We start from the raw sequence: 25,958 nt of genomic DNA on the forward strand, positions 1-25,958 counted from the left end.
ACGCCTATTTTACGGGTGGCATGGTTAATGAAATTCAAGGATCTTCGGGATTTCGTGCAGCAACTTGAGCAGCGCGGAGAGTTGAAACGTATTCAGGTGCCGGTTTCCCCGGTCCTGGAAATGACTGAGATTTGCGACCGCACCTTGCGTAACAAGGGTCCGGCGCTGCTGTTCGAAAACCCCACAGGCTTTGATATCCCGGTGCTCGGCAACCTGTTCGGCACGCCCGACCGGGTGGCGTTCGGCATGGGCGCCGAGTCGGTCAGCGAGCTGCGCGAAATCGGCAAGCTGCTGGCCTTCCTCAAGGAGCCCGAGCCGCCCAAGGGCCTGAAGGACGCGTGGTCGAAGCTGCCGATCTTCCGCAAGATCATTGCCATGGCGCCCAAGGTGGTCAAAGACGCGGTATGCCAGGAAGTGGTCATCGAAGGCGATGATGTCGACCTGGCGATGCTCCCGGTGCAAACCTGCTGGCCCGGCGATGTCGGCCCGCTGATCACCTGGGGCCTGACCGTCACCAAGGGCCCGAACAAGGACCGCCAGAACCTGGGCATCTACCGCCAGCAAGTGATCGGACGCAACAAGGTCATCATGCGCTGGTTGAGCCACCGTGGCGGTGCGCTGGATTTCCGCGAGTGGTGCGAGAAGCACCCCGGCCAGCCGTTCCCGGTCTCTGTGGCCCTCGGGGCCGACCCGGCGACGATCCTCGGCGCCGTGACGCCGGTGCCCGACAGCCTGTCCGAATACGCCTTTGCCGGCCTGCTGCGCGGCAACCGCACCGAGTTGGTGAAGTGCCGTGGCAACGACCTGCAAGTACCGGCCACCGCCGAAATCATCCTTGAAGGCGTGATTCATCCGGGCGAGATGGCCGATGAAGGCCCGTATGGCGACCACACCGGCTACTACAATGAAGTCGACAGCTTCCCGGTGTTCACCGTCGAGCGCATCACCCACCGGATCAAACCGATCTACCACAGCACCTACACCGGCCGGCCGCCTGATGAACCGGCGATCCTCGGCGTGGCGCTGAACGAAGTGTTCGTGCCGATCCTGCAGAAGCAGTTCCCGGAAATCACCGACTTCTACCTGCCGCCGGAAGGCTGCTCGTACCGCATGGCCATCGTGACCATGAAGAAGTCGTACCCGGGCCATGCCAAGCGCGTCATGCTCGGTGTGTGGTCGTTTTTGCGACAGTTCATGTACACCAAGTTCGTTATTGTCACCGACGACGACATCAACGCCAGGGACTGGAACGACGTGATCTGGGCCATCACCACGCGCATGGACCCCAAGCGCGATACGGTGATGATCGATAACACGCCGATCGACTACCTCGACTTCGCCTCGCCGGTGTCGGGCCTGGGTTCGAAGATGGGTCTGGATGCGACCCACAAGTGGCCGGGTGAAACCACCCGTGAGTGGGGCCGGGTAATCGTCAAGGATGAAGCCGTGACGGCGCGTGTCGATGCGATGTGGAAAGAATTGGGAATAGATTGATGCGTGTAACCCTGCAACCTTCCGGTGCGGTCCTCGACCTGCAGCCGGGCGAGCGGATTCTTGAAGGCGCGCGGCGCCTGGGCTACGAATGCCCGCAGGCGTGCCGCAATGGCGTATGCCATGTATGCGCGGCCCTGTTGGTCGAGGGTCGGGTGCAACAAGCCGGTGAGGTGCGTGATCATGGCGAGTTCTATACCTGCATCGCCGAGCCCCTGGAAGATTGCATCGTGCTCTGGGATGGCGTGTTGGCGCCGGGGGAGTTGCCAGTGCGCAAGCTTTCCTGCCAGTTGAGCGAGTGCGTGGACTTGGGTGGCGATGTGTGGCGCGTGCGCCTGCGGGCTCCGGCCGGCAAGGCGCTGCGCTACCACGCTGGCCAATACCTGATGATCGAGCGCGAAAACGGCGAGAAATCGGCCTTTTCCCTGGCTTCGGCGCCCCACGCCGGGCGCGAGCTGGAATTGCATGTGCTGGTGCGCGAAGACAGCGCCCGCAGCCTGATCGAGCAGTTGCAGCGTAACCAGATGGCGCGGGTCGAGCTGCCGTTTGGCGATACCCACTTGGCCGAGTTGCCCGACGGGCCGCTGGTGTTGATCGCGGCCGGCACCGGCATGGCGCAGATGCATAGCCTGATCGAACATTGCCGGGCCAGTGGTTTCAAGCATCCGGTGCATCTGTACTGGGGCGTGCGTCGTCCCGAAGATTTCTACCAGGTGGAGCATTGGGAGCAGTGGCAGCAATTGCCCAACCTGTTCCTGCATAAAGTGGTGAGTGACCTGTGCGGTTGGGAAGGGCGTTGCGGCTTGTTGCATGAAGCCGTGTGCGAAGACATTACCGACCTCAAGGCCGTGCATGTCTATGCCAGTGGTTCGCCGGCGATGATTTACGGCACGCTGGATGCGCTGGTCAACGCCGGCATGGATGCACACCAGATGCGCGCCGACGTGTTTGCCTACGCACCACGCGCCTGACTTCAAACGGTGTGTGGGCTTGCCTGCGAAAGCGGTGAATCAGTCGCTGGATGTGTTGACTGACACACCGCATTCGCGGGCAAGCCCGCTCCCACATAGGCCCGGTTCCCACAGGGGATTGTGTCTACTCACGTCTGTCGGTGTCAGAACCGCACACCTGTGGTCACCATCGCCGCATTGAACCCCAGCAATACGAATTCCGCCGCTACCGGCCCATAGTGGGTTCCCACCGATGGGATGATCACCGGCGCCACGCCGTAGCGGTTCAGCGGGATCTTGTCACGGTATTTGCCGCGATAGCCCTGGATCGCCCCGCCGGTCAGCTTCAAATACACCGGATAGTCGCTCATGTCGTAGCGTTTGCCTGCGTACGCGTAGTACGAGCGTTGGCGAAACGAGTTGCGAAAGGTCGCCCCGCCATACACCCACCCCGAAGCGTCATTACGCTCCAGGCCGATCAGGTCCTGATTGTTGTTGTGCTCGGGATCCGGCGCAAAGTGCCGGGTATAGACGCTGGTCTGGGCGTACCAGAAGCCTTTGTCGTCGTTGGCCGGCGCTTCGGCGGCCAGGGCGGTGGTGGCCTGCGCCAGGAGCAGCAGGCCGGAAAGTCGGTTTTTCATGGGGCGACCTCGATAGTCGGTGGATGCGCGGCTAAGTGGGTCGTGACGCGAGCCTAGTTTGAGGGCTCGCTCGCCACAAAGGCTGAACGGGCGCTGAAAATAGCGGGATTTTCCGGAGTAATCCTGACGAATGGAGCCTGTTGCTTATGCTTTTGCTTATTCTTAAAAGATATTTATTCGTCAAGATAAATATCATTAAGCTATATGTCATCGGGCCACCGACTGTCTGCCAATAACCAGTAAATGACCGCCACCGTCCGCCACACGGATCGATCGTATGAACTCAGGGCATTGACGTTCTGACTTTTGATTCCAAGGGGAGCGTTATGGGGAGCTACAACAAGCACGCGCTGTACACGGCGATTTTGTCAGCCAATTTGCTGGCCGCCGTGGGATTCAATCCGGTGATCGCCGCTGAAGCGGCGACGGCCGAAACGCCAAAGCTCGATACCGTGATCGTCACGGGTACCCGCGCCCAAGAGCGCACGGCCAGCGCGTCACTATCACCTATTGATGTGATTTCCGGCGAAAGCCTGCTCAGCACCGGTTCCGATGAGCTGGGCGCGGTACTGGCGCGGCTGATTCCGTCCATCAACTTTCCGCGCCCCAGCCTGGTGGATGGCGCCGAACTGGTGCGCCCCGCACAACTGCGTGGCCTGTCGCCGGATCAGGTGCTGGTGCTGGTCAATGGCAAGCGGCGCCACACCAGCGCCTTCGTCAACCTGGGCGGGGCGGTTGGTCGCGGTTCGGCCCCGGCGGATTTGAATGCCATCCCGCTGTCGGCGGTCGACCATATCGAAGTGCTGCGCGATGGCGCGTCGGCTCGCTACGGGTCCGATGCGATTGCCGGGGTGATCAACGTGATCCTCAAGCAGACCGACCACGGTGGCTCGGTTTCCAGCAAGTTCGGCCAGTACAAGAAAGGTGACGGGATCCAGCGCAATATCAGCGGCAACACCGGCCTGGCCGTGGGCGAGAATGGGTTTATCAACCTGTCGGCCGAAGGTGCCGACAATGACTACACCAATCGCGCCGGCCACGATTACCGCCCAGCCAGCATCGGCTCCACCACTTACGGCCAGCGGGTGTTCCGCCAGGGCGAACCCTCGACCAACGAAGGCAAGCTGTGGTTGAACGCCGGTTACGCCTTCAACGATGCCACCGAGTTCTACAGCTTTGGCGGCTACAGCAAGCGGCGCGGCGAGACGGCAGCGTTCTATCGGGCGAGCAACGCGTCCAACAACCTCCCGGCGCTCAACCCCAATGGCTACCTGCCGCTGATCCGTGGCAGCCTCGAAGACACCTCGCTGGTGGCCGGCCTGCGTGGGCAGTTGGCGTATGACTGGCACTACGACCTGTCGGCCAACTACGGCAAGAACCAATACGAACTGCGCACCGAAACCATCAACACCTCCCTGGGCCTGGCGACGCCACGCAAATTCGACAACGGCACCCTGAGCAACGAGCAGAAGCAGCTCAGCCTGGACCTGTCCCGTGAGTTTGACCTGGGCTGGTTGCCGTACCCGGTCTCGGTGGCATTCGGCGGCGAATACCTGCACCAGGGCTATGAGATTGAAGCCGGTGAGCCGGCGTCCTACTACCAGACCGGCAGCTCGGGCCTTGGCGGTTTCCGCGATGCCGACGCCGGCAGCACCTCGCGCCACAACTGGGCGCAGTACCTGGACCTGGAAACCAATTTCACCGAAAAACTCGGGGTGTCGGCGGCGGTGCGACACGAGGACTACAGCGACTTTGGCTCCAACGTCAGCGGCTCGTTGTCGGCGCGCTATGACTTCACCCCGCAAGTGGCCCTGCGCGGCAGCATTTCCAATGGCTTTCGCGCGCCGTCCCTGGCCCAGCAGAACTTTGCCTACACCTCGTCGCAGTTGATCGGCAACACCATCCAGGAAGCCGGCACCTTCCCGGCCAACAGTCAGGTGGCGCGCCTGCTCGGCGCCGAAGACCTCAAGGCCGAGAAGTCGCGCAACTACAGCCTGGGCCTGGTGCTGGAGCCTGCGGACAACCTGACAGTGACGGTCGACGTCTACCGTATTGATATTCGCGACCGCATCAGCCTGTCGTCCAACCTGGCCCTTAACGCGGCGACGCGCGCCTATCTGCAGGCCAATGGTGTCGGCAACATCGACTACACTACCGCCCGCTACTTCACCAATGCTACCGATACCAGCACCGACGGCGTCGACCTGGTGGCCAACTATCGTTACCAACTGGACAACGGCATCCGCTGGAACAGCACCGTGGGCTACAACTACAACCACACCAAGGTCACGGACGTGAAGGCCAACCCGGCCATTCTCGATAGCCTGGGGGCCAATCTGGTGCGGGTCGACCGGCGCGAGCGCATCGGTTTGTTGGGCGACACCACGCCCCAGCACAAGCTGAGCCTGGGCAACGATTTCACCTTCGGCAATTGGGCGCTGCACAGCAATCTGGTGCGCTATGGCGAGTTCACCAGCTACCAGGCAGACAAGGTCAACGACCAGACCTTCAAGGCCGCCTGGGTGCTGGACCTGTCGGCTGACTACAAATTGCACAACTGGACCTTCACCGTGGGCGGCGACAACGTCACCGACAAGTACCCGGAAAAGCTCAATGCCTACGCCAGCAGTGGCGGCAACCTGGCCTATAGCACTTTTTCGCCTTACGGTTACAGCGGCGCGTTCTATTACGGTAAAGTCGCCTATAACTGGTAGTAGCTCTTCATTTCCGAGAAAGGAGACCTAAGCGATCCGCCATGACCGTTATTGAATCCGAACTTCTGCAATTGGCTTACCCTCCGCGGCTCGATCTGGGGCCGCAACTCACTCACGAACAATTGATGAGCTCGATGCAGGCCACCATGGGCCTGCACAAGGGTGGGCCGGTCTGGTTGTTTGCCTACGGCTCGCTGATCTGGCGTCCCGAGTGTTCGGCCACCCAACGCCTGCGCGCACGGGTCCACGGTTATCACCGGGGCCTGTACCTGTGGTCCCACGAGCACCGCGGTACGCCGGAGTTGCCGGGGCTGGTGTTTGGTCTGGATCGCGGCGGCTCGTGCAGCGGCTTTGCCTATCGCCTGCCGGAGGATCAACTGGAGGCTTCGCTCTATGCCTTGTGGCAGCGCGAGATGCCTTACCCGTCGTATCGGCCACACTGGCTCAGTTGCCGGCTTGAAGACGGCAGTCAGGTGCAGGCGTTGGGTTTTGTGCTGGAGCGGCACTTGCCCAGCTACGCCGGCAACTTGCCCGACAGCGTGCTGAACCAGGTATTTGCCAGCGCTTGCGGGCGTTACGGCACTACTCGCGATTATGTCGAGCAGACCGTCAACGCCCTGCGTAGCCACGCCATGCCAGACAAGAATCTGGAGGCGCGGCTCAAGCGATGTGCCAAAGGCGTCGCGGCGATTAACGCGCCGAGCTGACGCTATTGGTGTGCCACAGGGTAGGGATCAGGAACGCGATGGCCAGCAAGCACGCGCCGATCAGCAGCACAAAGCCGCCGTCCCAGCCGAAGTGGTCCACGGTGTAGCCCATGGCCGCACTGGCCGCTACCGAACCGCCCAGGTAACCGAACAGGCCGGTAAACCCTGCGGCCGTACCGGCGGCTTTCTTCGGCGCCAACTCCAGCGCCTGCAGGCCGATCAGCATCACCGGGCCGTAGATCAGGAAGCCAATGGAGAACAGCGCGATCATGTCGACCATCGGGTTGCCCGGCGGGTTGAGCCAGTACACCAGGGTCGCCACGGTCACCAGGGCCATGAACACAATGCCGGTCAGGCCACGGTTGCCACGGAAGATCTTGTCCGACATCCAGCCGCACAGCAGCGTGCCCGGAATCCCCGCCCACTCGTAGAAGAAGTACGCCCAGGACGACTTGTCGACCGTGAAGTGCTTGGCTTCCTTGAGGTAGGTCGGTGCCCAGTCCAGCACGCCATAGCGCAGCAGGTAGACGAACACGTTGGCGAAGGCGATGTACCACAGCATCTTGTTACGCAGCACGTACTTGACGAAGATTTCCTTGGCGCTGAATTCGTCTTCGTGGCTGGCGTCGTAGCCTTCCGGGTAGTCGTTCTTGTACTTCTCGATAGGCGGCAGGCCCACCGACTGCGGGGTGTCGCGCATGGTGATGAAGGCAAAGGCCGCCACCAACAAGGCCACGGTGGCCGGCACATAGAACGCGGCGTGCCAGTCGTTGAACCAGGCCATGCCCAGCAGGAACAGCGGGCCGATCAAGCCGCCGCCGACGTTATGCGCCACGTTCCACACCGACACCACGCCACCGCGTTCTTTCTGCGACCACCAGTGCACCATGGTCCGTCCGCTCGGCGGCCAGCCCATGCCCTGGGCCCAGCCGTTGATGAACAGCAAAATGAACATCATGGTCACGCTGGAGGTGGCCCAAGGCGCGAAACCGAAAATGAACATCACCCCCGCCGACACCAGCAAGCCAAAAGGCAGGAAGTAGCGCGGGTTGGAGCGGTCGGACACCAGGCCCATGAGGAACTTGGACAGACCGTAGGCAATGGCGATCGCCGACATGGCCAAGCCCAGCTGACCACGGGTGTAGCCCTCGTCGATCAGGTATGGCATGGCCAGGGAGAAGTTCTTGCGTAGCAGGTAGTAACCCGCGTAGCCAAAGAAAATACCGGCGAAGATCTGCCAACGCAGTCGTCGGTAGGTACTGTCGATTTTTTCTTCAGGCAGGGGTGCCTGATGAGGGGCAGGACGAAAGAAAGCAAACATTCAAGAGCTCCAAATTTCTTGTTTTGACTGCGGATGCGAATGTTACAGTTTCGTTACCGAAAATAGCATCGCCTCTTATCTGCAAACACAGGAAACGGGAGGAATTGCATGTTCTTTTACGAACATGTCGCGAATAGATAAATAGAAGGCGTGATCAGATTCCTCAGAACACCGCAGATCAAATGTGGGAGCAGGCAAGCCAGCTCCCACACTGACCGCATTTCAAATCACTGGCGGACCTGGACGACCACCTTGCCCACCGCCTTGCGTTGCCCCAGGTCGTTGATCGCCTGGGCGGCGTTGTCCAGCGGATACACTTGCGACACCAACGGCTTCAACTTGCCCTCGGCATACCAACTGAACAGTTGCTGGAAATTCGCCGCATTATCCTGCGGCTGGCGCTGGGCGAACGAGCCCCAGAACACCCCAACCACCGCCGCGCCCTTGAGCAGCGCCAGGTTCACTGGCAGCTCAGGAATACGCCCGCTGGCAAAGCCCACCACCAGCAGGCGGCCGTTCCAGGCAATGGCACGGATGGCCTGGTCAAACAGATCGCCGCCCACCGGGTCGTAGATCACGTCGGCACCGTTACCATCGGTCAGGCGTTTGATTTCATCCTTGAGGCTGCTTTCGCTGTAGTTGATCAGCTCATCGGCACCTGCGGCCTTGGCTATGGCCAATTTGTCGGCGCTGCTGGCGGCAGCGATCACCCGGGCGCCCATGGCCTTGCCGATTTCCACGGCGGCCAGGCCCACGCCACCGGACGCGCCCAGCACCAGCAGGGTCTCGCCGGCCGCCAGGTGGCCACGCTGCTTGAGCGCATGCATCGAGGTGCCGTAGGTCATGCTGAAGGCGGCGGCGGTGTTGAAGTCCATGCTCGGCGGGATCGGCAGTACGTTATAGCCCGGTACCGCGACCTGTTCGGCAAAGCTGCCCCAGCCGGTCAACGCCATGACCCGGTCACCGACCTTGACGTGGCTGACCTTTTCCCCGACTTCGCTGACCACGCCCGCCGCTTCGCCACCCGGCGAGAACGGGAAAGGTGGCTTGAACTGGTACTTGCCCTCGATGATCAGCGTGTCCGGGAAGTTCACCCCGGCGGCATGCACATCCAGCAGGATCTCGTTCTTCTTGATCGCGGGGCTGGCGACGTCTTCCAACACCAGGGTTTCGGCAGGGCCGAAGGCTTTGCACAGCACGGCTTTCATCGGACTATTCCTTTTGGCGTATTGGCCGATAAGTGTAGGTGGGTAAGGTCACGGGTCAACGAGCATGCCCCGGCCTGATAAGTCGCCATAAGCTTGTGCTCTGCCTTGCTAGCGTTATGCTACTGGCAACCGAATGTGAGGAATGAACTGTGAAAGCGTGGATCCTGTTGATGCTGGCCCTGACGTTGCCGATGGCAGCCCATGCCGAAGAAGCCAAGGAAGGTGAGGCGCCCAAGGTCAGTTATTACAGCCTGACGCCGCCTTTTGTCGGCAACTACGCCTTGGATGGCGGCCCGAAACTGCGGGTGTACAAGGCCGATGTGGCCCTGCGCGTGACCGGCCCGGAAGCGGCGGCGGCGATCAAGGCCAATGAACCGTTGATTCGCAACCAACTGGTGGCGTTGTTTACCCAGCAGACTGTCGAGAGCATGGGCAGTGTCGAAGGCAAAGAGAAGTTGCGCCAGGAAGCGTTGAAGCAGACCCAACAAGTGATGAACGACGAAACCGGCAAGCCGGTGGTTGAGGATCTGTTGTTCAATAACTTGATCATCCAGTAAAGCGCGCGCTGAAAAGCCGGTGCCCACATTTGACGGTGTTCACCCTCAAAATGTGGGAGCTGGCTTGCCTGCGATGACGGCCTTGCGGGCACCTCAAGACGCCAGGCTTTTCCTGAACCTGGCCAACGCCACTGCAAAAAACAACAACCCAATCGCCGCTAGCGCCAGCAAGTCCGGCCACACCACGCTCACTCCCGCATCCCGGAACAGAATCGCCGCACTCAAGCTCACAAAATGCGTCGACGGCGAGCCCTGCATCACCCATTGCAACCATTCGGGCATGCTGTCCAACGGCGTGCTGCCGCCAGACAGAAGCAGCATCGGAATGATCACCGGGATCGCCAGCAAACCGAACTGCGGCGTCGAGCGGGCGAGGGTGGCCAGGAAGATGCCCAGCGCGGTGCTGGCAAACAGGTAGAGTGCCGTCACCAGCAGGAACAGGCTCAACGACCCGGCCAGCGGCACGCCGAGCATGCCCTTGACCACCACTTCCAGCGACAGCCAGGTGCACAGCACCACCACCAGCATGTTGCTCCAGATTTTCGCCAGCATGATCTCCAGCGCGGTCAGCGGCAGCACCAGCAAATGGTCGAGGGTCCCGTGTTCGCGCTCGCGCAGCAGCGCCGTGCCGGTCAGTACGATGGCGAGGATGGTGATGTTGTTGACGATCTGGATCACCGCCAGGAACCAGCCACCTTCCAGGTTGGTATTGAACAATGCCCGGGTGGTGAGGGTCGCCGGCGCCTGCTGGCTGGCGTCAGACTGGCCACTGTAGGTCAGCAGTTCACGCTGGAAAATCCGCCCGATATAACCCGCACCCATAAAGGCCTGGCTCATCGCGGTGGCATCCACGTTGACCTGTACGCTTGGCTGGCGCCCGGCCAACAGGTCCGCCTGGAAATTGGCAGGCACGTTGATCACGAAGGTGTACTGGCCGCTGTCCATGACCTTGTCCAACTGGTCGTAGGCCAGTGGCACGGCGGGCTGGAACTCCGGTGGCTGCAAGGCTTCGGCCAACTGGCGCGACAATGAGCCGTGGTCTTCATCGACAAAGGCTACGCTGGCGTTGTGTACGCCAATCACCGAGCCGGCCGCTGGCATATAGATGGCGACGGTGAAGGCGTAGAACAGAAACAACAGCAACACACTGTCGTGGCGCAGGCTGGTGAGCTCTTTGAACCCCAGACGCAGGATATGGGCGAACTTGTGCATCAGGCCTCCTGCTTCTTGAGCATGATCAGGCTCAGCCCGGTGAACCCCAGGAAAAACCCGAACAGCGCCAGGCACTGAGGCCACAATTGGCGCAAGTCCAGGGCTTTGGTAAAGGTGCCGACGGCCACATCCAGAAAGTAACCGGCAGGAAACAGCATGCCCATCAGCGCGGCTGCCCCTTCCAGGGACGAGCGCGGCACGATCAGCCCGGAGAATTGGATGGTTGGCAGGCTGGTGATGATCATGGTGCCGAGGATCGCGGCGATCTGGGTGCGGGTGAACGCGGAAATCAGGAGGCCCATGCTGGTGGTCGCCAGCACGTACAGTAGGCCGCCAAAGGCCAGGGTCAGAGCGCTGCCCTTGAATGGCACGCCGAACAGCCAGCGATTCATCGCCACCAGCAAGGCCAGGTTGATCAGGCTGATGACCAGATACGGTGCCTGTTTGCCCAGGAGGAATTCCAGGCGGGTCAGCGGCGTGGCGTAGAAGTTGGTAATCGAGCCCAACTCCTTCTCGCGCACGATGCCCAGGGCAGTGAGCATGGCCGGGATAAACGCCAGGATCAGCGCCATCACGCCGGGGCCGATGGCATTGACGCTGACCACGTCCTGGTTGTAGCGAAAGCGCGTTTCCAGTTTGGCCGCAGGCGGCTGGGACAGCGGTGCGCTGTTGAGTTCGACCAATTGCTGGAGATTGGCCTGGTGCACGGCTTCTACATAATTACGGCTGGTCTCGGCACGAAACGGCATGCCGCCATCGAGCCAGGCGGCCACCGCCGGTTGACGTCCGGCGTACAGATCGCGGCCAAACCCGGGTGGAATTTCCAGGGCCAGTTTGATTTCCGAGCGCTGCAGGCGCCGGTGCAGCTCAGCCGAATCGGTGATTGGCGGCTGTTCGGCGAAGTAGCGCGAACTGCGGAAGGCTTCCAGGTAGGCGCGGCTTTGTGGCGTCTGGTCCTGGTCATATACGGCGAAGGCAAGCTTCTCGACGTCCAGGGAAATACCGTAGCCGAAGATCACCATCATGAAAATCGCCCCGAGCAGGGCAAAGGCCATGCGCACTTTGTCGCGCAACAACTCCTTACCTTCACGGCTGGCTACTGCCAGCAGGCGTGTCAGGCTGAAGCCGCGTTTGCTGACGGGTGGCGTGGTTGGCGTGCTGACGGTCGCACTGGGCGTGGCGGCTTCCTGGGTTTCCTGGGCTTGCTCCAGACAGGTGACGAACGCGGCTTCCAGGGTCTCGCCGTGGAACTGCTGTTGCAGCGCGTCCGGTGTGTCGCAGGCCAATACTTTGCCGGCGTGCATCAACGAAATGCGGTCGCAGCGCTGGGCTTCGTTCATAAAGTGGGTGGAGAGGAAAATCGTCACCCCTTGCTCGCGGGACAACTCCACCAGCAAGCGCCAGAAATCGTCGCGTGCGGCGGGGTCCACACCGGAGGTGGGTTCGTCGAGGATCAGCACTTCCGGGCGATGCAGCACCGCCACGGCCAGGGACAGGCGCTGGCGCAAACCCAGGGGCAACTCGCCGGAGGGTTGTTCGGCAACGCTGCCCAGGTCAAAACGCTGGATCAACTCCTCGATGCGCGGGCCGCTGTCGGCTTTGGGCAAGTCGAACAGTTGTGCGTGCAGCACCAGGTTCTGGCGCACGCTGAGTTCGCCGTACAACGAGAAGCTCTGGGACATGAAACCCACGCGCTTGCGGGTCGCCAGGTCCTTGGCGTTCACCGGGTTGCCCAGCAGCGTGGCACTGCCTTCGCTGGCCGGCATCAGCCCGGTGAGGACTTTCATGGTGGTGGTCTTGCCGCAGCCGTTGGAGCCAAGGAAGCCAAAGATCTCACCACGGCCGATGGCGAAGCTGACCTTGTTCACCGCCGTAAAGTCGCCAAAACGCAGGGTCAGGTCGTGGGCTTCGATGGCGATATCGGTGTTGTCGCTCGCCCGGGGTGGGATCACCAGCGGCTGGTTGTTGTGCGCGCTGTCGCCCTGGAAATGGGTAAAGGCCTCATCCAGCTTGCCGCTAGGCGTGACAGCTGCCAGTTCGCGGCTCAGGCCATCGGCGATCAGCTTGCCGCGGTCGAGCATCAGGCAGTGCTCGAACTGCTCGGCTTCTTCCATGTAGGCCGTGGCCACCAGCAGCGTCAGTTGTGGGCGCTCACTGCGTACGGTTTCCACCAGTTCCCAGAAGCGCCGGCGTGACAAGGGGTCGACGCCGGTGGTGGGCTCATCGAGGATCAGCAGGTCCGGATCGTGGATCAGCGCGCAGCACAGTCCCAGCTTTTGCTTCATCCCGCCCGACAGCTTGCCCGCCGGGCGATCGGCGAAACGCGCCAGGTCGGTTGCCAGCAGCAGGTTGTGCATGCGCTGGTCGCAGTCGGCTTTGGACAGGCCAAACAGGGTGGCGAAAAAGTGGATGTTCTCGCTGATAGACAGCTCGGGGTACAGGTTGCCGCCCAGGCCTTGGGGCATAAAGGCGATCAACGGGTACAGGCTGTTGCGGTGGCGGCGGTCTTCGATGGAGCCGCCCAGCACTTGCAAGTCACCGGCCTGGAGCTTTTTAACCCCGGCGATCAAGCCCAGCAGGCTCGACTTGCCCGCGCCATCGGGGCCGATCAGCCCGCAGCGGGTACCGGCCGGCAGGCTGAAGGCGATGTCGATCAGCGCCTGTTGCTTGCCGTAGTGATGGTTGATGCCCGTGGCGTGTAGCGCCAGCCCGTTCATTGCAGGTTGGCCGGCCAGTCCAGGTCGGCAGTGCGCACGTAGCCGGCGCCGGGCATGCCGGGCTTGGCCTGGGGCACGGCGCTGGGTTGAGTCAGGCGCAGCTTGACGCGAAACACCAGTTTCTGGCGCTCGTCGCGGGTTTCCACTTCTTTGGGGGTGAACTGGGATTTGGCCGCGACAAAACTGATTTTCGCCGGTAGCGGCTGATCCGGCAGGGCATCGAGCACGATGCGCGCTTCACTGCCCACGGTCAGGCGACCGGTGACCGAGGCGGGCAGGTAGAGGTTCATGTATTGGTCGTTCGGATCGATCAGCAACAATACCCGTCCGCCGGCACCGAGCACTTCGCCAGGTTCAGCCAGGCGCAACTGGATGATGCCGTCGATGGGGGCGCGCAGGCTGCTGTCGTCGATTTCGCTGGTCAGTTGCGCCACCTGGGCCTGGGCGGCACCGATAGCGGCCTTGACCGCGTTCACCTGGGCCTGAGCCGCTACTACCGCCGCATTGCCGGTGTTCTGGCGTGCCTGTTGCTGGTCGATCAACTGCGCGCTGGCGAAACCGCGTCGGTACAGTTCCTGGGTGCGCTTGAGTTCCTGGCTGGCCAGCAGGTTTTCGCTCTGGCGCAGTTGCACGTTGGCTTCGGCGGCGGCGAAGTTTTCCTTGGCGCGCAGCACTTCGGCTTCAGCCTGGGAACGCTGGGCTTCCAGGGTGCGGGTGTCGATACGCGCCAGCAGTTGGCCCTTGAGCACTTTGTCGCCTTCATCGACCCGCACTTCGGCCAGGCGGCCGGGGATTTTGCTGGCGATCTGCACTTCGGTGGATTCCAGCCGGCCGTTGCCCATGCTCAAGCCTTCCGGCAGGCGGTCGAGGGTGGACTTCCAATAACCGAAGCCGCCGGCGGCGACCAGCAGCAAAATCAGGAGGAAGGCGAAGAATTGCGAACTGCGATGTGACGTCGACATGGGTGCATCCTGCGGTGTTAGCGTCCTAGTTTGCCGGGATCGTAACCGATAGCCGTTGATACCGGTCAAATGAATACCTGACCTGCTGTGTTGAAGTACTGGAGGGGTTAGCGCAGGGCTATTACCGCCGCCCATTGTTCGGCTGTCACCGGCATCACGGACAGGCGGCTGCCTTTTTGTACCAGGGGCATTTCGGCCAGGGCGGTCTGTTGCTTGAGGTAGCCCAGCCCGAGGACTTTAGGGAAGGTCTCGACGTGGGCAACGGTGATGGCGCTCCACGGATTTTTTTCCGGCGTGGCCTTGGCATCGAAATAATGGCTGTCTGGCTCCAGGGCGGTCGGGTCCGGATAGGCCGCCTTGATGATTTTCCCTACGCCGGCAATCCCCGGTTCCGGGCAACTGGAGTGGTAGAAGAAGAACTCATCACCCACAGCCATGGCCCGTAGGAAGTTGCGCGCCTGGTAATTGCGCACGCCATCCCAGCGCGCCTCGCCGAGTTTTTCCAGGCCCTTGATGGATAGCTCATCGGGCTCGGATTTCATCAGCCAATAGGCCATGGGTTTGCTCCTTTGCAGGGGATTGGGCAGGTTGTCTGTCAATTTCATGACAAACCGACGGTCGGTTGACGCCAAGGTTTGCGTGTTGGTTCACGTTAACGCAGAATGCCGGGATTTTAAGCTTGACGCAGCTGGAACGGACTACTTTGGAACGTTGCTGTCATCGTGTGTGATATGCCTGAAGGGGGGCAATCGATGAAACGCAAACCGGATTTACTATGGATTTTGGTTATTTTGTTCGGTCTGGGCGTCGTGACCACCGGGTATGCGCAAAGCCTATGGTCGAACAAGACCGAAGCCCCCGTTGAATTTGCACAGCAGCAGCAACAAACCTTCAAGCGTTGACGCTATTTTGGCGCCGTTGATTCCAGCGGCGTCCCCTCTGCGACATACCATCGTCTATCGGTAACGGTGCCATTCAACGGCACGTCCCAGCTTGCCTGCGCCAGTCGTTCGACCTTCTGGCATTCATGGGCCAGCCCCAGCAGCGTCGGCTTGCGCCACGCCGAACGACGGGCCAGGTACGCCAAGCTGCGATCGTAAAAGCCGCCGCCCATGCCCAGCCGCCCACCAGCATCATCGAACCCCACCAATGGCAGCAGCACCAGGTCCAGGGCCCAGACCTTGCGCTGGCGCCCGACATTGACCCGTGGCTCAAGAATGCCAAAGCGATTGGGCACAAGCTTTTCCCTGGGGCCCACGCGTTGGAACACCATCTTGGTCCGTGGCCAGGCGCTGAGCACTGGCAGGTAGGTGGCTTTGCCCCGGCGCTGGGCAGCGCGCAGCAGCAAGCGCGGATCGATTTCGCCATCCGTCGGCAGGTATAAGGAAATATGTTTGGCCCGGCGAAACAGCGGGTGCTGTGCCAGTTGCCGATACAGGCCAATGGCGGCCTGGCGCTGCTCGCTCGGCGTCAGGGCGCGGCGGGCGTTGCGCAACATGCGTCGAAGTTGCGGACGGGAAAGTGGCGCAGGTTCGGTCATGGTGGTCGGCTCATACAACAATGCCAGTCCGGAGACTGGCATTGAGTTTGGGAATCAGGCTCCCCGACAGAACCGCTGTCGACTTAGCCCTTGAACCCGAAAGTTCAAGGTGGAAGATGCAGTAGGCTTTAAGGCTTTCCGTCTAGCGGACATGCACACCAGCCCAACGTGCAACTTCCAGGGTAGTGCGAATCGGCTCAGGGACATCGCCGACTGGCAAGCACGCCAGGGAGTGAGGCGAGTATACCCCAAATAGACGCGGCAATCAGCCCTTGGGTGGTTCCTGGTCGGTCGAAAGCACCAGGTCAACGCGCTCGAGCAGGTCACGCACTTGCTCGCGTGTCGAGCCGCTGGCCTGTACGTCAGGGCGTTCCTGCTTATGCAGTAAATCGTGGGTAATGTTCAGCGCGGCCATCACGGCGATACGGTCGGCGCCAATGACTTTGCCGCTGCTGCGGATTTCGCGCATCTTGCCATCCAGGTAGCGTGCAGCGCTCACCAGGTTGCTGCGTTCTTCCTGGGGGCAGATGATTGAATACTCTTTGTCGAGAATCTGCACGGTGACGCTATTGCTTGAACTCATGAGTCTTGCTCCAGGGCCTTCAGGCGCGAAATCATCGATTCGACCTTACGCCGGGCGATTTCGTTTTTTTCAATGAGGTGAGCGCGTTCCTCGCGCCAGGTCTTTTCCTGAGCTAATAGGAGTCCGTTTTGACTCTTTAGTTGCTCGACCCGGGCAATTAGCAATTCGAGTCTGGCCATCAGCGCTTGCAAGTCGGTGTCTTCCATTGGGTTCCACTGGATTTGTCTGATGAATGGCAACTGCAGGATAAACGATCTGACGCCCTTGATAGTCGGGTGCGTCTGCCGGTGCTAGGATACAGCGCTTCATTCTAGACATCGCGCCGCCTGGCGCCTAGCTCATCATGCCTATTCAGAATTCCCCGTACGACGCTTTTTCCAAACTGCTGAGCACCAGCGGTCACCCTTGCTCGCCCGCCGAACTGCATGGCGTGCTGTTGGGCCGCAGCTGCACCGGCGTCGGTTTTGACGCCGATAACTGGCTGGCCGACGTGGCTGAACTGCTGGAAACCGAGCCTACCGAAAACGTGCGCAACGCGTTGATCGGTTTGCAAGAAATGGTTAAAGGCGAGCTGACCGGTGATGACGTCACTGTAGTTCTGCTGCTGCCAACCGACGATGCGCCACTCACCGAGCGTGCTGCTGCTCTGGGCCAATGGTGCCAGGGCTTCCTCCATGGCTTTGGCGTGAACGCCGGCGGCCTGGAACTGAGCACCGACGCCAAGGAAGTGTTGCAAGACCTGGCCGCCATCTCCCAGGTGCAAGATGCCCTGGAAGAGTCCGAAGACGGTGAAGGCGACTATATGGAAGTCATGGAATACCTGCGTGTCGCGCCGCTGCTACTGTTCACCGAGACCAAGAAGTCTGCTGAGCCCGCAGCGCCCAAGCCGTCGCTGCACTAAGAGGAACCCACCTGCCCATGATCCATATCCCCAAAGCGGAATACACCCGCCGCCGCAAGGCGCTCATGGCGCAGATGGAACCCAACAGCATCGCGATCCTGCCGGCCGCCGCCGTGGCGATCCGCAATCGTGATGTCGAACATGTGTACCGCCAGGACAGCGACTTCCAGTACCTGAGCGGTTTCCCCGAGCCCGAAGCGGTGATTGTGCTGATGCCCGGGCGCATTCACGGCGAATACGTGCTGTTCTGCCGCGAACGCAATGCCGAGCGCGAATTATGGGACGGCCTGCGCGCCGGCACCGAAGGCGCGATTCGCGAATACGGCGCCGACGATGCGTTCCCGATCACCGATATCGACGACATCCTGCCCGGCCTGATCGAAGGCCGGGACCGGGTGTACTCGGCCATGGGCAGCAATGCCGAATTCGACCGGCACCTGATGGAGTGGATCAACGTGATCCGCTCCAAGGCGCACCTCGGCGCGCAGCCGCCGAACGAATTCGTTGCCCTGGATCATTTGCTGCACGACATGCGTCTGTATAAATCCGCCGCAGAAGTGAAAGTCATGCGCGAAGCCGCACGGATTTCCTGCGCCGCTCATATTCGGGCGATGCAGGCCAGCCGCGCCGGGTTGCATGAGTTCAGCCTGGAAGCCGAGCTGGACTACGAGTTCCGCCGGGGTGGGGCGAAGATGCCGGCCTATGGCTCCATCGTCGCTTCGGGGCGCAACAGTTGCATCCTGCACTACCAGCAGAATGACGCGCTGCTCAAGGACGGCGACCTGGTATTGATCGACGCCGGTTGTGAAATCGACTGCTATGCCAGCGATATCACCCGCACCTGGCCGGTCAATGGCAAGTTTTCCGCCGAGCAGAAGGCGATCTACGAAATTGTGCTGGCCTCCCAGGAAGCCGCCTTTGCGCAGATCGCGCCGAACAAGCATTGGAACCAGGCCCATGAGGCGACGGTGCAAGTCATCACCGCCGGGCTGGTGAAGTTGGGCTTGTTGCAGGGTGATGTGGACGAGTTGATCGCCAGCGAAGCCTACAAGGCGTTCTATATGCACCGCGCCGGGCACTGGCTGGGCATGGATGTGCATGATGTCGGCGAGTACAAGGTCGGCGGCGAATGGCGGGTGCTGGAAGTGGGCATGGCCCTGACCGTGGAGCCGGGCATCTACATTGCCCCGGACAACCAGAACGTGGCAAAGAAATGGCGTGGCATAGGCGTGCGCATCGAGGATGACGTGGTGGTGACCAAGCAAGGCTGTGAAATTCTGACCGTTGGCGTACCCAAAGGCGTGGCCGAGATCGAAGCACTGATGGCGGCCGCCCGATGAGCCGGGTCAACCTGGCCATAATCGGCGGCGGCCTGGTGGGCGCCAGCCTGGCGCTGGCGTTGCAGGCCGGGGCCAAGGCCCGGGGCTGGAAGATCGTGCTGATCGAACCCTTCGCCCCTGGCGATAGCTATCAGCCCAGCTACGATGCCCGCTCTTCGGCGCTGTCCTTTGGTGCCCGGCAGATCTATCAACGCTTGGGCGTATGGCAGGACATTTCCCGGCGTGCCGAGCCGATCAAGCAAATCCACGTTTCCGATCGTGGCCGCTTCTCTACCGCACGTTTGTCGGCGCTGGAAGAAGGCGTGCCGGCCCTGGGCTATGTGGTGGAAAACGCCTGGCTCGGGCAGTGCCTGTGGCAAGGCCTGGACAAAGACGTGATCAGTTGGCGCTGCCCGGCAGAAGTCAGCCGTATGGAACCGCTGGCCGATGGCTACCGCCTGACCCTCAACGATGAAACCGTCATCGAGTGCGACCTGGCGGTACTGGCCGATGGCGGCCGTTCTGGGCTGCGCGAGCAGTTGGGCATTGGCGTCAAGCAACGGCCTTACAACCAGAGCGCCCTGATCGCCAACATCACCCCCAGTGAAGCCCACAACGGCGAGGCCTTCGAGCGTTTCACCGACGAAGGCCCGATGGCCTTGCTGCCACTGGCGGACAACCGTTGCGCGCTGGTCTGGACCCGTGTCGGTATGGACGCCCAGCGCCTGGCGCAGTTGGATGAGCGCAGTTTCCTCAGTGAGTTGCAGGGTGTGTTCGGCTATCGCCTGGGCACCCTGAAACAGGTTGGTGCGCGTCACTTGTATCCGCTGACGCTGGTGGAGGCCGAGGAGCAGGTGCGCTCGCACCTGGTGATCCTCGGCAACGCGGCCCACAGCCTGCACCCGATTGCCGGCCAGGGTTTCAACCTGTCCCTGCGTGATGCCTATGCCTTGGCCGAGGCCTTGCTGGCCGGGCCGGCGGTGCCGGGCGACCTGGCGACCTTGCAGGCTTACCGCGAACGCCAGCGTCTGGATCAACAGCTGACCGTGGGTTTCTCCGACCAGGTCACCCGCCTGTTCGGCAGCGGCCAACCGCTGGTCGCCATGGGCCGTAACCTCGGCCTGCTGGGCCTGGACCTGTTGCCGCCGGCCAAGCGTTGGTTCGCCCGGCAGGCCATGGGCCTGGGTACGCGTCCTGATGCGTAAGTGGCTGATCGAGCGCCTGGGCAAGGCGCGGTTATTGCGTTGGGTCATGACCTTGTACCCGCCGTATCTGGGCGCGGGGATCAGCGTGCAGCATATGAGCGCTGACTTTCGTCATGTGAAGGTGCGGATGGGCCTGGGCTGGTACAACCGCAATTACGTAGGTACGCAGTTTGGCGGCAGCCTTTATTCGATGGTCGACCCGTTCTACATGCTGATGCTGATGGAGAACCTGGGGCGCGACTACATCGTCTGGGATAAGGCCGCCAGCATCGATTTCATCTCGCCGGGCAAAGGCCCGGTGTTTGCCGAATTCTCCATCGACCAGGCCTTGCTGGATGAGGTGCGGCGGCAGACCGAGGGCGGCGATAAATACTTGCCGCACCTCCAAGTGCAGATTCACGACGGCTCCGGCACCCTGGTGGCGCGGGTCGACAAAACCCTTTACGTGCGGCGCAAGCCGCCAGCGAAACAGGCATAAAGCATGGACATGCGCGCAGATGTGCTGATTGTCGGGGCCGGAATGGTCGGAAGCGCCTTGGCGTTGGCGTTGCAAGGCAGTGGCCTGCAAGTGCTGCTGCTCGACGGCAGCCCGTTGAGCGTCAAGCCATTTGACGCCGATGCTCCGTTTGAACCACGGGTGAGCGCCTTGTCGGCTGCCAGCCAGCGCATCCTCGAACGCCTGGGCGTGTGGGACGGCATCGCCAGCCGCCGCGCCAGCCCCTACGGCGAGATGCAGGTGTGGGATGGCAGCGGCACCGGGCAGATCCACTTTTCGGCGGCCAGTGTGCATGCCGAGGTGTTGGGGCATATCGTCGAAAACCGCGTGGTCCAGGACGCCTTGCTCGACCGCCTGCACGACTGCGACCTAGGCCTGCTGGCCAATGCGCGCCTGGAACAGATGCGCCGCTCCGGCGATGACTGGCTGCTGACCCTGGCCGATGGCCGCACCCTGCGCGCACCGCTGGTGATCGCCGCCGACGGCGCCAACTCGGCGGTGCGCCGCCTGACGGGCACTGCCACCCGCGAATGGGATTACCTGCACAACGCCATTGTCACCAGCGTGCGCAGCAGCCAACCGCATCAACGCACGGCCTGGCAGCGCTTCACCGACCACGGCCCGCTGGCGTTCCTGCCGCTGGTGCGCGATGGCCAGGAAGACTGGTGTTCGATCGTCTGGTCGACCACGCCGAGCGAGTCCGAACGCCTGATGGCCCTGGACGACGAAAGCTTCTGCCGCGAGCTGGAGCGCGCCTTTGAAGGCCGCCTGGGCAGCGTGGTCAGTGCCGACCCACGCCTGTGCGTGCCACTGCGCCAGCGCCACGCCAAGCGCTACGTCGCCGAAGGCCTGGCCCTGATTGGCGATGCCGCCCACGTGATCCACCCATTGGCGGGGCAGGGCGTGAACCTGGGCTTCCTCGACGCCGCGGTGTTGGCCGAGGTGTTGTTGCAGGCTTCCGAGCGCGGTGAACGCTTGGCGGATGTGAAGGTGCTCAGTCGCTACGAGCGCCGGCGCATGCCCCACAACCTGGCGCTGATGGCGGCGATGGAGGGCTTTGAACGGTTGTTCCAGGCCGACCAACTGCCGTTGCGCTGGCTGCGCAATGCCGGGTTGAAGATGGTCGACCAGATGCCTGAGGCCAAGGCGGTATTTGTGCGCCAGGCGCTGGGATTGACCGGGGATCTACCGGAACTGGCCAAAGCCTGAGGCTAGTTGCCGCACCCCGGAATCCAACCATGCAACATCTCGTAACGCCTCCGCCCAGTGTTCGGTTGAGATGCTAAATGTGAGTCCTTATCATTTGCGCTCACTTTTCCTACGAGAGACCGCACCTATGTTGGCACCCAAGCGCCTCCTGACTGCCCTGGCACTCACCCTTATCGCCAGCACCACCGTCCAGGCGGCTGACGAAGTGGTGGTCTACTCCTCTCGTATCGACGAGTTGATCAAGCCGGTGTTCGACGCCTACACCAAGAAAACCGGGGTGCAGGTGAAGTTCATCACCGACAAGGAAGCGCCGCTGATGCAGCGCATCAAGGCCGAAGGCGCGAACGCCACCGCCGACCTGCTGCTGACCGTCGATGGTGGCAACCTCTGGCAAGCCGAGCAGATGGGCATTTTGCAACCATTCACCTCCAAGGTGATCGACGCCAACATCCCTTCGCAATATCGCGCCGCAAGCCATGCCTGGACCGGTTTGAGCCTGCGGGCGCGGACCATTGCCTACTCCACCGACCGCGTGAAGCCGGGCGAGTTGACCACCTACGAAGCTCTGGCCGACAAGCAATGGGAAGGCCGCCTGTGCCTGCGCACCGCGAAGAAGGTTTACAACCAGTCGCTGACCGCCACCCTAATCGAGACCCATGGCGCGCAAAAGACCGAAGAGATCATCAAGGGCTGGGTCAATAACCTGTCCACCGACGTGTTCTCCGATGACATCGCCGTATTGCAGGCAATCAACGCCGGGCAGTGCGATGTGGGCATCGTCAACACCTACTACTACGGCCGCCTGCACAAGCAGGATCCGAAGCTGGCCGTGAAACTGTTCTGGCCGAACCAGGGCGACCGTGGCGTGCACGTCAACCTGTCGGGCATTGGCCTGACCAAGTACGCCCCGCACCCGGAAGCCGCCAAGGCCCTGGTGGAGTGGATGACCACGCCTGAGGCACAGAAAATCTTTGCCGACGTCAACCAGGAGTTCCCGGCCAACCCGGCGGTAGAACCTTCGGCAGAAGTCGCGAGCTGGGGCAAGTTCAAGGCTGACACCCTGCCGGTGGAAGTGGCGGGCAAGCGCCAGGCCGAGGCGATTCGCCTGATGGATCGTGCAGGCTGGAACTGAGTACAATTTGTAAGGCTCCACCAAGCTAATGTGGGAGCGGGCTTGTGTGGGAGCTGGCTTGCCTGCGATAGCATCACCCCGGTATCGCTGATACACCGAGGTGTCTGCATCGCAGGCAAGCCAGCTCCCACACAAGCCCGCTCCCACAATGTTTTGTGCATGCCTCCAAATCATCCACTGCTTGAGAGTTCCTTTTGGCCCACCCCGCCCAACGCCGCTGGTACCTACCGGTCTTCACTGTTGCTGCCTTGGTGCTGCTGCCGCTGAGTGTCCTGCTGCTGTCCTGGCAAAGCATTGATACGCAAATCTGGTCGCACCTATGGGACACCCAGATGCCGCGTCTGCTGGGCAACACCTTGACCCTGGTGTTGGGGGTCGGGGTTGGGGTAACCGTGCTGGGCGTGAGCCTGGCCTGGCTGACTAGCCTCTGTGAATTCCCTGGCCGGCGCTGGCTGGACTGGGCGTTGATGCTGCCATTTGCCATCCCGGCTTATGTCCTCGCGTTTGTCTTCGTGGGCTTGCTGGATTTCTCCGGGCCGGTGCAGACCCTGCTGCGTGAGTGGTTCGGCACGGGCCTGCGCCTGCCGCGCGTGCGCTCCACCAGTGGCGTGATCATCGTGTTGGTGCTGGTGTTCTACCCCTACGTCTACCTGCTGGCACGCACTGCGTTTCTGGCCCAGGGCAAGGGTCTGATGGAGGCGGCGCGGGTGCTGGGCCAATCTCCCTGGCAGGCGTTCTGGCGGGTGGCGCTGCCCATGGCGCGCCCGGCCATCGGCGCCGGCGTGGCCCTGGCGCTGATGGAGACCCTGGCGGATTTCGGTGCGGTGTCGGTGTTTAACTTCGACACCTTCACCACTGCGATCTACAAGACCTGGTACGGCTTTTTCAGCCTGTCCAGCGCCGCGCAACTGGCGAGCCTGTTGCTGTTGGTGGTGATGCTGGTGCTCTACGGCGAGCGCCGGGCCCGTGGCGCCAGCCGCCCGAGCAACGAGCGGCCACGGGGCAAGGCGCTGTATCACCTGGCAGGGTTCAAGGCCGCCGCCGCTACTGGCTGGTGCGCCCTGGTGTTTGCCTGTGCCTTTGTCATCCCGATGATCCAACTGCTGGCCTGGTTCTGGCAGCGCGGGCGGTTCGACCTCGACGAGCGCTATGCCGGGCTGATCGTGCATACCCTCTACCTGGGCGGCATGGCCGCGCTGATCACCGTCAGCGTGGCGTTGCTGCTGGCGTTCGCCAACCGCCTGGCACCGACCCGGGCCATCCGCTCCGGGGTGAGCCTGGGTAACCTGGGCTATGCCTTGCCGGGTTCGGTATTGGCGGTGTCGATCATGTTGGCGTTCAGCTATTTGGATCGCGAGTGGGTGATTCCGCTTTCCAGCTGGTTGGGAGGCGCGGGCAAGCCTTTGCTGCTGGGCAGCCTGTCGGCCCTGCTGATGGCCTATCTGGTGCGCTTCCTGGCCGTGGCCTACGGCCCGCTGGAAAACAGCCTGGCACGCATCCGCCCGTCCTTGCCGGAAGCAGCGCGCAGCCTGGGGGTCAGTGGGCCACGACTGTTTTGCAAAGTGTATCTGCCACTCTTGCTGCCAGGCACCTTGAGCGCCGCCTTGCTGGTGTTTGTCGATGTACTCAAGGAAATGCCCGCGACCCTGCTGATGCGCCCATTCGGCTGGGACACCCTGGCGGTGCGCATCTTTGAGATGACCAGCGAAGGCGAGTGGGCGCGTGCCTCCTTGCCCGCGCTGACCCTGGTATTGGTCGGCCTGTTGCCGGTCATCGGCCTGATTCGACGTTCGGCGCGACGAATCGGTTAGGTGCCAGTCCTACGGCTTGAGGCTACAATGCGCGGCATTCGGTGCGGCCCTTCTTTCGGGCAGGGTGGCTGATTGTGGCTGCAGGCCTTGTATTTCAAGGTGTGTAGCCCGACGGTAACCGTCCGCACCTTCGCCACGCCCGGAAGGAGAAACCCATGGGACAGCGTACGCCTCTGTATGACCTGCATCTCGCCCTCGGCGCGAAAATGGTCGATTTTGGCGGTTGGGATATGCCTCTGCACTACGGCTCGCAAGTCGAGGAACACCATCAGGTGCGCCGTGACTGCGGGGTGTTTGATGTTTCCCACATGACCGTGATCGATATCTCGGGCCACCAGGCCAGGGAGTGGCTGCAGTACCTGCTGGCCAATGATGTCGATCGTTTGCATGGCTGCGGCCATGCGCTGTACAGCGCCATGCTCAACGAGCAGGGCGGGGTGGTGGACGACATGATTGTCTACCGCACCGAAGACGGTTACCGGCTGGTGGTCAATGCGGCCACCCGCGACCAGGATATCGCCTGGATGCAGGCCCAGCTGGGCAGCTACCAGGTGATGATGCGTGAGCGCCCGGATCTGGCCATGCTGGCTATCCAGGGTCCTCAGGCCCGACACAAGATTGCCGAGCTGGTCACCCAGTCCCGTGGCGTGTTGATCCACCAGCTCAAGCCGTTCGAGGGCCGTGCCGACGGCGACTGGTTTATCGCGCGCACTGGCTATACCGGCGAAGATGGCCTGGAAATCGTCCTGCCCGCCGACCAGGCCCCGGGTTTTTTCAACGACCTCGTGGGCGCGGGCATCTCGCCCATCGGCCTGGGCGCGCGCGATACCCTGCGCCTGGAGGCCGGCATGAACCTCTACGGCCAGGATATCCACCTGAATGTGTCACCTTTGGCCGCCAATATGGCCTGGAGCATCGCCTGGGAACCCGCCAGCCGCGACTTCATCGGGCGCGCAGCCCTGGAAGCCGAGCGTGAGGCCGGGGTACAGCTCAAACTGGTGGGTCTGGTGCTGGAGGAACGCGGGGTTTTACGCGCTCATCAAGTGGTTCGTATCGCCGATGTTGGCGAAGGAGAGATCACCAGTGGTAGTTTCTCTCCTACGCTGAGCAAATCCATTGCCCTGGCGCGTGTACCGATGGCAACTGCCGACCGCGCCGAGGTAGAGATTCGCGGCAAATGGTACCCAGTGCGAGTGGTCAAGCCGACCTTCGTGCGCCATGGCAAAACCTTGATCTAACCTTTTCCGGCAGGCCAATGGCCGCTGACATTTCTTTTGAGGAC

The 25,958-nt window shown here is 61.9% G+C and carries 24 protein-coding genes and 1 other RNA gene; 14 read left to right on the forward strand and 11 right to left on the reverse strand.

What is annotated here, in order from left to right; all coding sequences use genetic code 11:
* The first annotated feature begins 27 nt into the window (after positions 1 to 27).
* Together ubiD and HBO09_RS01870 are read left to right on the forward strand one after the other, a co-directional pair.
* The gene (gene ubiD, locus HBO09_RS01865) at positions 28 to 1,494 is read left to right on the forward strand and encodes a 4-hydroxy-3-polyprenylbenzoate decarboxylase (RefSeq protein WP_038444369.1); all 1,467 of its coding nucleotides are present in this window, start codon (positions 28 to 30) and stop codon (positions 1,492 to 1,494) included.
* Positions 1,494 to 2,462, forward strand: a complete 969-nt coding sequence (locus tag HBO09_RS01870; RefSeq protein ID WP_169991235.1) for a CDP-6-deoxy-delta-3,4-glucoseen reductase — start codon at positions 1,494 to 1,496, stop codon at positions 2,460 to 2,462. Before ubiD ends, HBO09_RS01870 begins: the two co-directional genes overlap by 1 nt.
* Before the next feature lie 143 nt (positions 2,463 to 2,605).
* On the opposite strand, the gene HBO09_RS01875 is transcribed toward HBO09_RS01870, so the two are convergent.
* Positions 2,606 to 3,082, reverse strand: coding sequence for a sn-glycerol-3-phosphate transporter (locus tag HBO09_RS01875; protein ID WP_070994021.1), 477 nt, complete (start codon positions 3,080 to 3,082; stop codon positions 2,606 to 2,608).
* Positions 3,083 to 3,408: 326 nt separating this feature from the next.
* Here HBO09_RS01875 and HBO09_RS01880 point away from each other — a divergent pair, with 326 nt between their 5' ends.
* Both HBO09_RS01880 and HBO09_RS01885 read left to right on the forward strand, forming a co-directional pair.
* Positions 3,409 to 5,796 carry a TonB-dependent receptor gene (locus tag HBO09_RS01880; protein WP_169991238.1) on the forward strand — a complete coding sequence of 796 codons (2,388 nt, stop codon included), beginning with the start codon at positions 3,409 to 3,411 and terminating at the stop codon, positions 5,794 to 5,796.
* Positions 5,797 to 5,837: 41 nt separating this feature from the next.
* Positions 5,838 to 6,503 carry a gamma-glutamylcyclotransferase gene (locus HBO09_RS01885; RefSeq protein WP_169991240.1) on the forward strand — a complete coding sequence of 222 codons (666 nt, stop codon included), beginning with the start codon at positions 5,838 to 5,840 and terminating at the stop codon, positions 6,501 to 6,503.
* Here the strand turns inward: HBO09_RS01885 and glpT are convergent.
* Both glpT and HBO09_RS01895 read right to left on the reverse strand, forming a co-directional pair.
* The gene (glpT, locus tag HBO09_RS01890) at positions 6,487 to 7,824 is read right to left on the reverse strand and encodes a glycerol-3-phosphate transporter (RefSeq protein WP_169991242.1); all 1,338 of its coding nucleotides are present in this window, start codon (positions 7,822 to 7,824) and stop codon (positions 6,487 to 6,489) included. The genes HBO09_RS01885 and glpT overlap by 17 nt on opposite strands.
* Positions 7,825 to 8,051: 227 nt before the next feature.
* The gene (locus HBO09_RS01895; protein ID WP_169991244.1) at positions 8,052 to 9,032 is read right to left on the reverse strand and encodes an NADPH:quinone oxidoreductase family protein; all 981 of its coding nucleotides are present in this window, start codon (positions 9,030 to 9,032) and stop codon (positions 8,052 to 8,054) included.
* Between the two features lie 149 nt (positions 9,033 to 9,181).
* Between HBO09_RS01895 and HBO09_RS01900 the strand changes: the two genes are divergently transcribed.
* Positions 9,182 to 9,589, forward strand: a complete 408-nt coding sequence (locus tag HBO09_RS01900; RefSeq protein WP_029289542.1) for a flagellar basal body-associated protein FliL — start codon at positions 9,182 to 9,184, stop codon at positions 9,587 to 9,589.
* 93 nt (positions 9,590 to 9,682) lie between these two features.
* On the opposite strand, the gene HBO09_RS01905 is transcribed toward HBO09_RS01900, so the two are convergent.
* The 4 genes from HBO09_RS01905 to HBO09_RS01920 form a co-directional block, all read right to left on the reverse strand.
* Complete coding sequence (locus tag HBO09_RS01905) at positions 9,683 to 10,801, reverse strand: ABC transporter permease (protein ID WP_169991246.1); 1,119 nt, start codon at positions 10,799 to 10,801, stop codon at positions 9,683 to 9,685.
* Positions 10,801 to 13,518 carry a ribosome-associated ATPase/putative transporter RbbA gene (gene rbbA / locus HBO09_RS01910; RefSeq protein WP_169991248.1) on the reverse strand — a complete coding sequence of 906 codons (2,718 nt, stop codon included), beginning with the start codon at positions 13,516 to 13,518 and terminating at the stop codon, positions 10,801 to 10,803. The genes HBO09_RS01905 and rbbA overlap by 1 nt, the downstream gene beginning before the upstream one ends.
* Positions 13,515 to 14,480, reverse strand: a complete 966-nt coding sequence (locus HBO09_RS01915) for an HlyD family efflux transporter periplasmic adaptor subunit (RefSeq protein ID WP_169991250.1) — start codon at positions 14,478 to 14,480, stop codon at positions 13,515 to 13,517. Before HBO09_RS01915 ends, rbbA begins: the two co-directional genes overlap by 4 nt.
* Before the next feature lie 107 nt (positions 14,481 to 14,587).
* A complete protein-coding gene (locus tag HBO09_RS01920; RefSeq protein WP_169991252.1) occupies positions 14,588 to 15,037 on the reverse strand; it encodes an EVE domain-containing protein in 450 nt (149 codons plus the stop codon).
* 195 nt (positions 15,038 to 15,232) lie between these two features.
* Here HBO09_RS01920 and HBO09_RS01925 point away from each other — a divergent pair, with 195 nt between their 5' ends.
* Positions 15,233 to 15,382, forward strand: coding sequence for a hypothetical protein (locus HBO09_RS01925; RefSeq protein ID WP_092231272.1), 150 nt, complete (start codon positions 15,233 to 15,235; stop codon positions 15,380 to 15,382).
* Positions 15,383 to 15,384: 2 nt separating this feature from the next.
* On the opposite strand, the gene HBO09_RS01930 is transcribed toward HBO09_RS01925, so the two are convergent.
* The 4 genes from HBO09_RS01930 to HBO09_RS01945 all read right to left on the reverse strand — a co-directional run bounded on the left by HBO09_RS01930 (position 15,385) and on the right by HBO09_RS01945 (position 16,809).
* Positions 15,385 to 16,020 carry a 5-formyltetrahydrofolate cyclo-ligase gene (locus HBO09_RS01930; RefSeq protein WP_169991254.1) on the reverse strand — a complete coding sequence of 212 codons (636 nt, stop codon included), beginning with the start codon at positions 16,018 to 16,020 and terminating at the stop codon, positions 15,385 to 15,387.
* Between the two features lie 56 nt (positions 16,021 to 16,076).
* Positions 16,077 to 16,255, reverse strand: a non-coding RNA gene (ssrS, locus tag HBO09_RS01935) — 6S RNA.
* Positions 16,256 to 16,285: 30 nt separating this feature from the next.
* Positions 16,286 to 16,603, reverse strand: a complete 318-nt coding sequence (locus HBO09_RS01940) for a cell division protein ZapA (protein ID WP_029289530.1) — start codon at positions 16,601 to 16,603, stop codon at positions 16,286 to 16,288.
* Positions 16,600 to 16,809 carry a TIGR02449 family protein gene (locus HBO09_RS01945; RefSeq protein WP_169991256.1) on the reverse strand — a complete coding sequence of 70 codons (210 nt, stop codon included), beginning with the start codon at positions 16,807 to 16,809 and terminating at the stop codon, positions 16,600 to 16,602. Before HBO09_RS01945 ends, HBO09_RS01940 begins: the two co-directional genes overlap by 4 nt.
* Before the next feature lie 137 nt (positions 16,810 to 16,946).
* Between HBO09_RS01945 and HBO09_RS01950 the strand changes: the two genes are divergently transcribed.
* The 8 genes from HBO09_RS01950 to gcvT all read left to right on the forward strand — a co-directional run bounded on the left by HBO09_RS01950 (position 16,947) and on the right by gcvT (position 25,914).
* Positions 16,947 to 17,504, forward strand: coding sequence for a YecA family protein (locus HBO09_RS01950; protein WP_017739071.1), 558 nt, complete (start codon positions 16,947 to 16,949; stop codon positions 17,502 to 17,504).
* Positions 17,505 to 17,521: 17 nt separating this feature from the next.
* The gene (gene pepP, locus HBO09_RS01955) at positions 17,522 to 18,844 is read left to right on the forward strand and encodes a Xaa-Pro aminopeptidase (RefSeq protein WP_169991258.1); all 1,323 of its coding nucleotides are present in this window, start codon (positions 17,522 to 17,524) and stop codon (positions 18,842 to 18,844) included.
* Complete coding sequence (gene ubiH, locus HBO09_RS01960; protein WP_169904852.1) at positions 18,841 to 20,028, forward strand: 2-octaprenyl-6-methoxyphenyl hydroxylase; 1,188 nt, start codon at positions 18,841 to 18,843, stop codon at positions 20,026 to 20,028. The genes pepP and ubiH overlap by 4 nt, the downstream gene beginning before the upstream one ends.
* Positions 20,021 to 20,506: a DUF4442 domain-containing protein gene (locus HBO09_RS01965; RefSeq protein ID WP_169991260.1), complete on the forward strand. Its 486-nt coding sequence runs from the start codon at positions 20,021 to 20,023 to the stop codon at positions 20,504 to 20,506. Before ubiH ends, HBO09_RS01965 begins: the two co-directional genes overlap by 8 nt.
* A gap of 9 nt (positions 20,507 to 20,515) precedes the next feature.
* Positions 20,516 to 21,733 carry a 2-octaprenyl-3-methyl-6-methoxy-1,4-benzoquinol hydroxylase gene (locus HBO09_RS01970; RefSeq protein WP_169991599.1) on the forward strand — a complete coding sequence of 406 codons (1,218 nt, stop codon included), beginning with the start codon at positions 20,516 to 20,518 and terminating at the stop codon, positions 21,731 to 21,733.
* A 127-nt stretch (positions 21,734 to 21,860) separates the two neighbouring features.
* Entirely contained in the window at positions 21,861 to 22,865 is a 1,005-nt protein-coding gene (locus tag HBO09_RS01975) for an extracellular solute-binding protein (RefSeq protein WP_169991262.1), read from the forward strand.
* 194 nt (positions 22,866 to 23,059) lie between these two features.
* Positions 23,060 to 24,676, forward strand: coding sequence for an iron ABC transporter permease (locus HBO09_RS01980; RefSeq protein ID WP_169991264.1), 1,617 nt, complete (start codon positions 23,060 to 23,062; stop codon positions 24,674 to 24,676).
* Positions 24,677 to 24,831: 155 nt separating this feature from the next.
* Positions 24,832 to 25,914, forward strand: a complete 1,083-nt coding sequence (gcvT, locus tag HBO09_RS01985; RefSeq protein ID WP_169991266.1) for a glycine cleavage system aminomethyltransferase GcvT — start codon at positions 24,832 to 24,834, stop codon at positions 25,912 to 25,914.
* Positions 25,915 to 25,958 lie beyond the last annotated feature (44 nt).

This window comes from Pseudomonas sp. WS 5027, from assembly GCF_012985695.1.
In the GTDB taxonomy this organism is placed as follows: Bacteria; Pseudomonadota; Gammaproteobacteria; order Pseudomonadales; family Pseudomonadaceae; genus Aquipseudomonas; species Aquipseudomonas hygromyciniae.

What these genes read in the sequence shown, in the direction of transcription:
- ubiD (WP_038444369.1), top strand. Translation starts at nt 28, where the DNA reads ATGAAATTCAAGGATCTTCGGGATTTCGTGCAGCAACTTGAGCAGCGC.
- HBO09_RS01880 (WP_169991238.1), top strand. Translation starts at nt 3,409, where the DNA reads ATGGGGAGCTACAACAAGCACGCGCTGTACACGGCGATTTTGTCAGCC.
- rbbA (WP_169991248.1), bottom strand. Translation starts at nt 13,518, where the DNA reads ATGAACGGGCTGGCGCTACACGCCACGGGCATCAACCATCACTACGGC.
- HBO09_RS01970 (WP_169991599.1), top strand. Translation starts at nt 20,516, where the DNA reads ATGCGCGCAGATGTGCTGATTGTCGGGGCCGGAATGGTCGGAAGCGCC.
- HBO09_RS01870 (WP_169991235.1), top strand. Translation starts at nt 1,494, where the DNA reads ATGCGTGTAACCCTGCAACCTTCCGGTGCGGTCCTCGACCTGCAGCCG.
- HBO09_RS01925 (WP_092231272.1), top strand. Translation starts at nt 15,233, where the DNA reads ATGAAACGCAAACCGGATTTACTATGGATTTTGGTTATTTTGTTCGGT.
- HBO09_RS01930 (WP_169991254.1), bottom strand. Translation starts at nt 16,020, where the DNA reads ATGACCGAACCTGCGCCACTTTCCCGTCCGCAACTTCGACGCATGTTG.
- HBO09_RS01920 (WP_169991252.1), bottom strand. Translation starts at nt 15,037, where the DNA reads ATGGCCTATTGGCTGATGAAATCCGAGCCCGATGAGCTATCCATCAAG.
- HBO09_RS01965 (WP_169991260.1), top strand. Translation starts at nt 20,021, where the DNA reads ATGCGTAAGTGGCTGATCGAGCGCCTGGGCAAGGCGCGGTTATTGCGT.
- ubiH (WP_169904852.1), top strand. Translation starts at nt 18,841, where the DNA reads ATGAGCCGGGTCAACCTGGCCATAATCGGCGGCGGCCTGGTGGGCGCC.
- HBO09_RS01915 (WP_169991250.1), bottom strand. Translation starts at nt 14,480, where the DNA reads ATGTCGACGTCACATCGCAGTTCGCAATTCTTCGCCTTCCTCCTGATT.
- HBO09_RS01945 (WP_169991256.1), bottom strand. Translation starts at nt 16,809, where the DNA reads ATGGAAGACACCGACTTGCAAGCGCTGATGGCCAGACTCGAATTGCTA.
- HBO09_RS01885 (WP_169991240.1), top strand. Translation starts at nt 5,838, where the DNA reads ATGACCGTTATTGAATCCGAACTTCTGCAATTGGCTTACCCTCCGCGG.
- gcvT (WP_169991266.1), top strand. Translation starts at nt 24,832, where the DNA reads ATGGGACAGCGTACGCCTCTGTATGACCTGCATCTCGCCCTCGGCGCG.
- HBO09_RS01905 (WP_169991246.1), bottom strand. Translation starts at nt 10,801, where the DNA reads ATGCACAAGTTCGCCCATATCCTGCGTCTGGGGTTCAAAGAGCTCACC.
- HBO09_RS01875 (WP_070994021.1), bottom strand. Translation starts at nt 3,082, where the DNA reads ATGAAAAACCGACTTTCCGGCCTGCTGCTCCTGGCGCAGGCCACCACC.
- HBO09_RS01895 (WP_169991244.1), bottom strand. Translation starts at nt 9,032, where the DNA reads ATGAAAGCCGTGCTGTGCAAAGCCTTCGGCCCTGCCGAAACCCTGGTG.
- HBO09_RS01950 (WP_017739071.1), top strand. Translation starts at nt 16,947, where the DNA reads ATGCCTATTCAGAATTCCCCGTACGACGCTTTTTCCAAACTGCTGAGC.
- HBO09_RS01975 (WP_169991262.1), top strand. Translation starts at nt 21,861, where the DNA reads ATGTTGGCACCCAAGCGCCTCCTGACTGCCCTGGCACTCACCCTTATC.
- glpT (WP_169991242.1), bottom strand. Translation starts at nt 7,824, where the DNA reads ATGTTTGCTTTCTTTCGTCCTGCCCCTCATCAGGCACCCCTGCCTGAA.
- HBO09_RS01940 (WP_029289530.1), bottom strand. Translation starts at nt 16,603, where the DNA reads ATGAGTTCAAGCAATAGCGTCACCGTGCAGATTCTCGACAAAGAGTAT.
- pepP (WP_169991258.1), top strand. Translation starts at nt 17,522, where the DNA reads ATGATCCATATCCCCAAAGCGGAATACACCCGCCGCCGCAAGGCGCTC.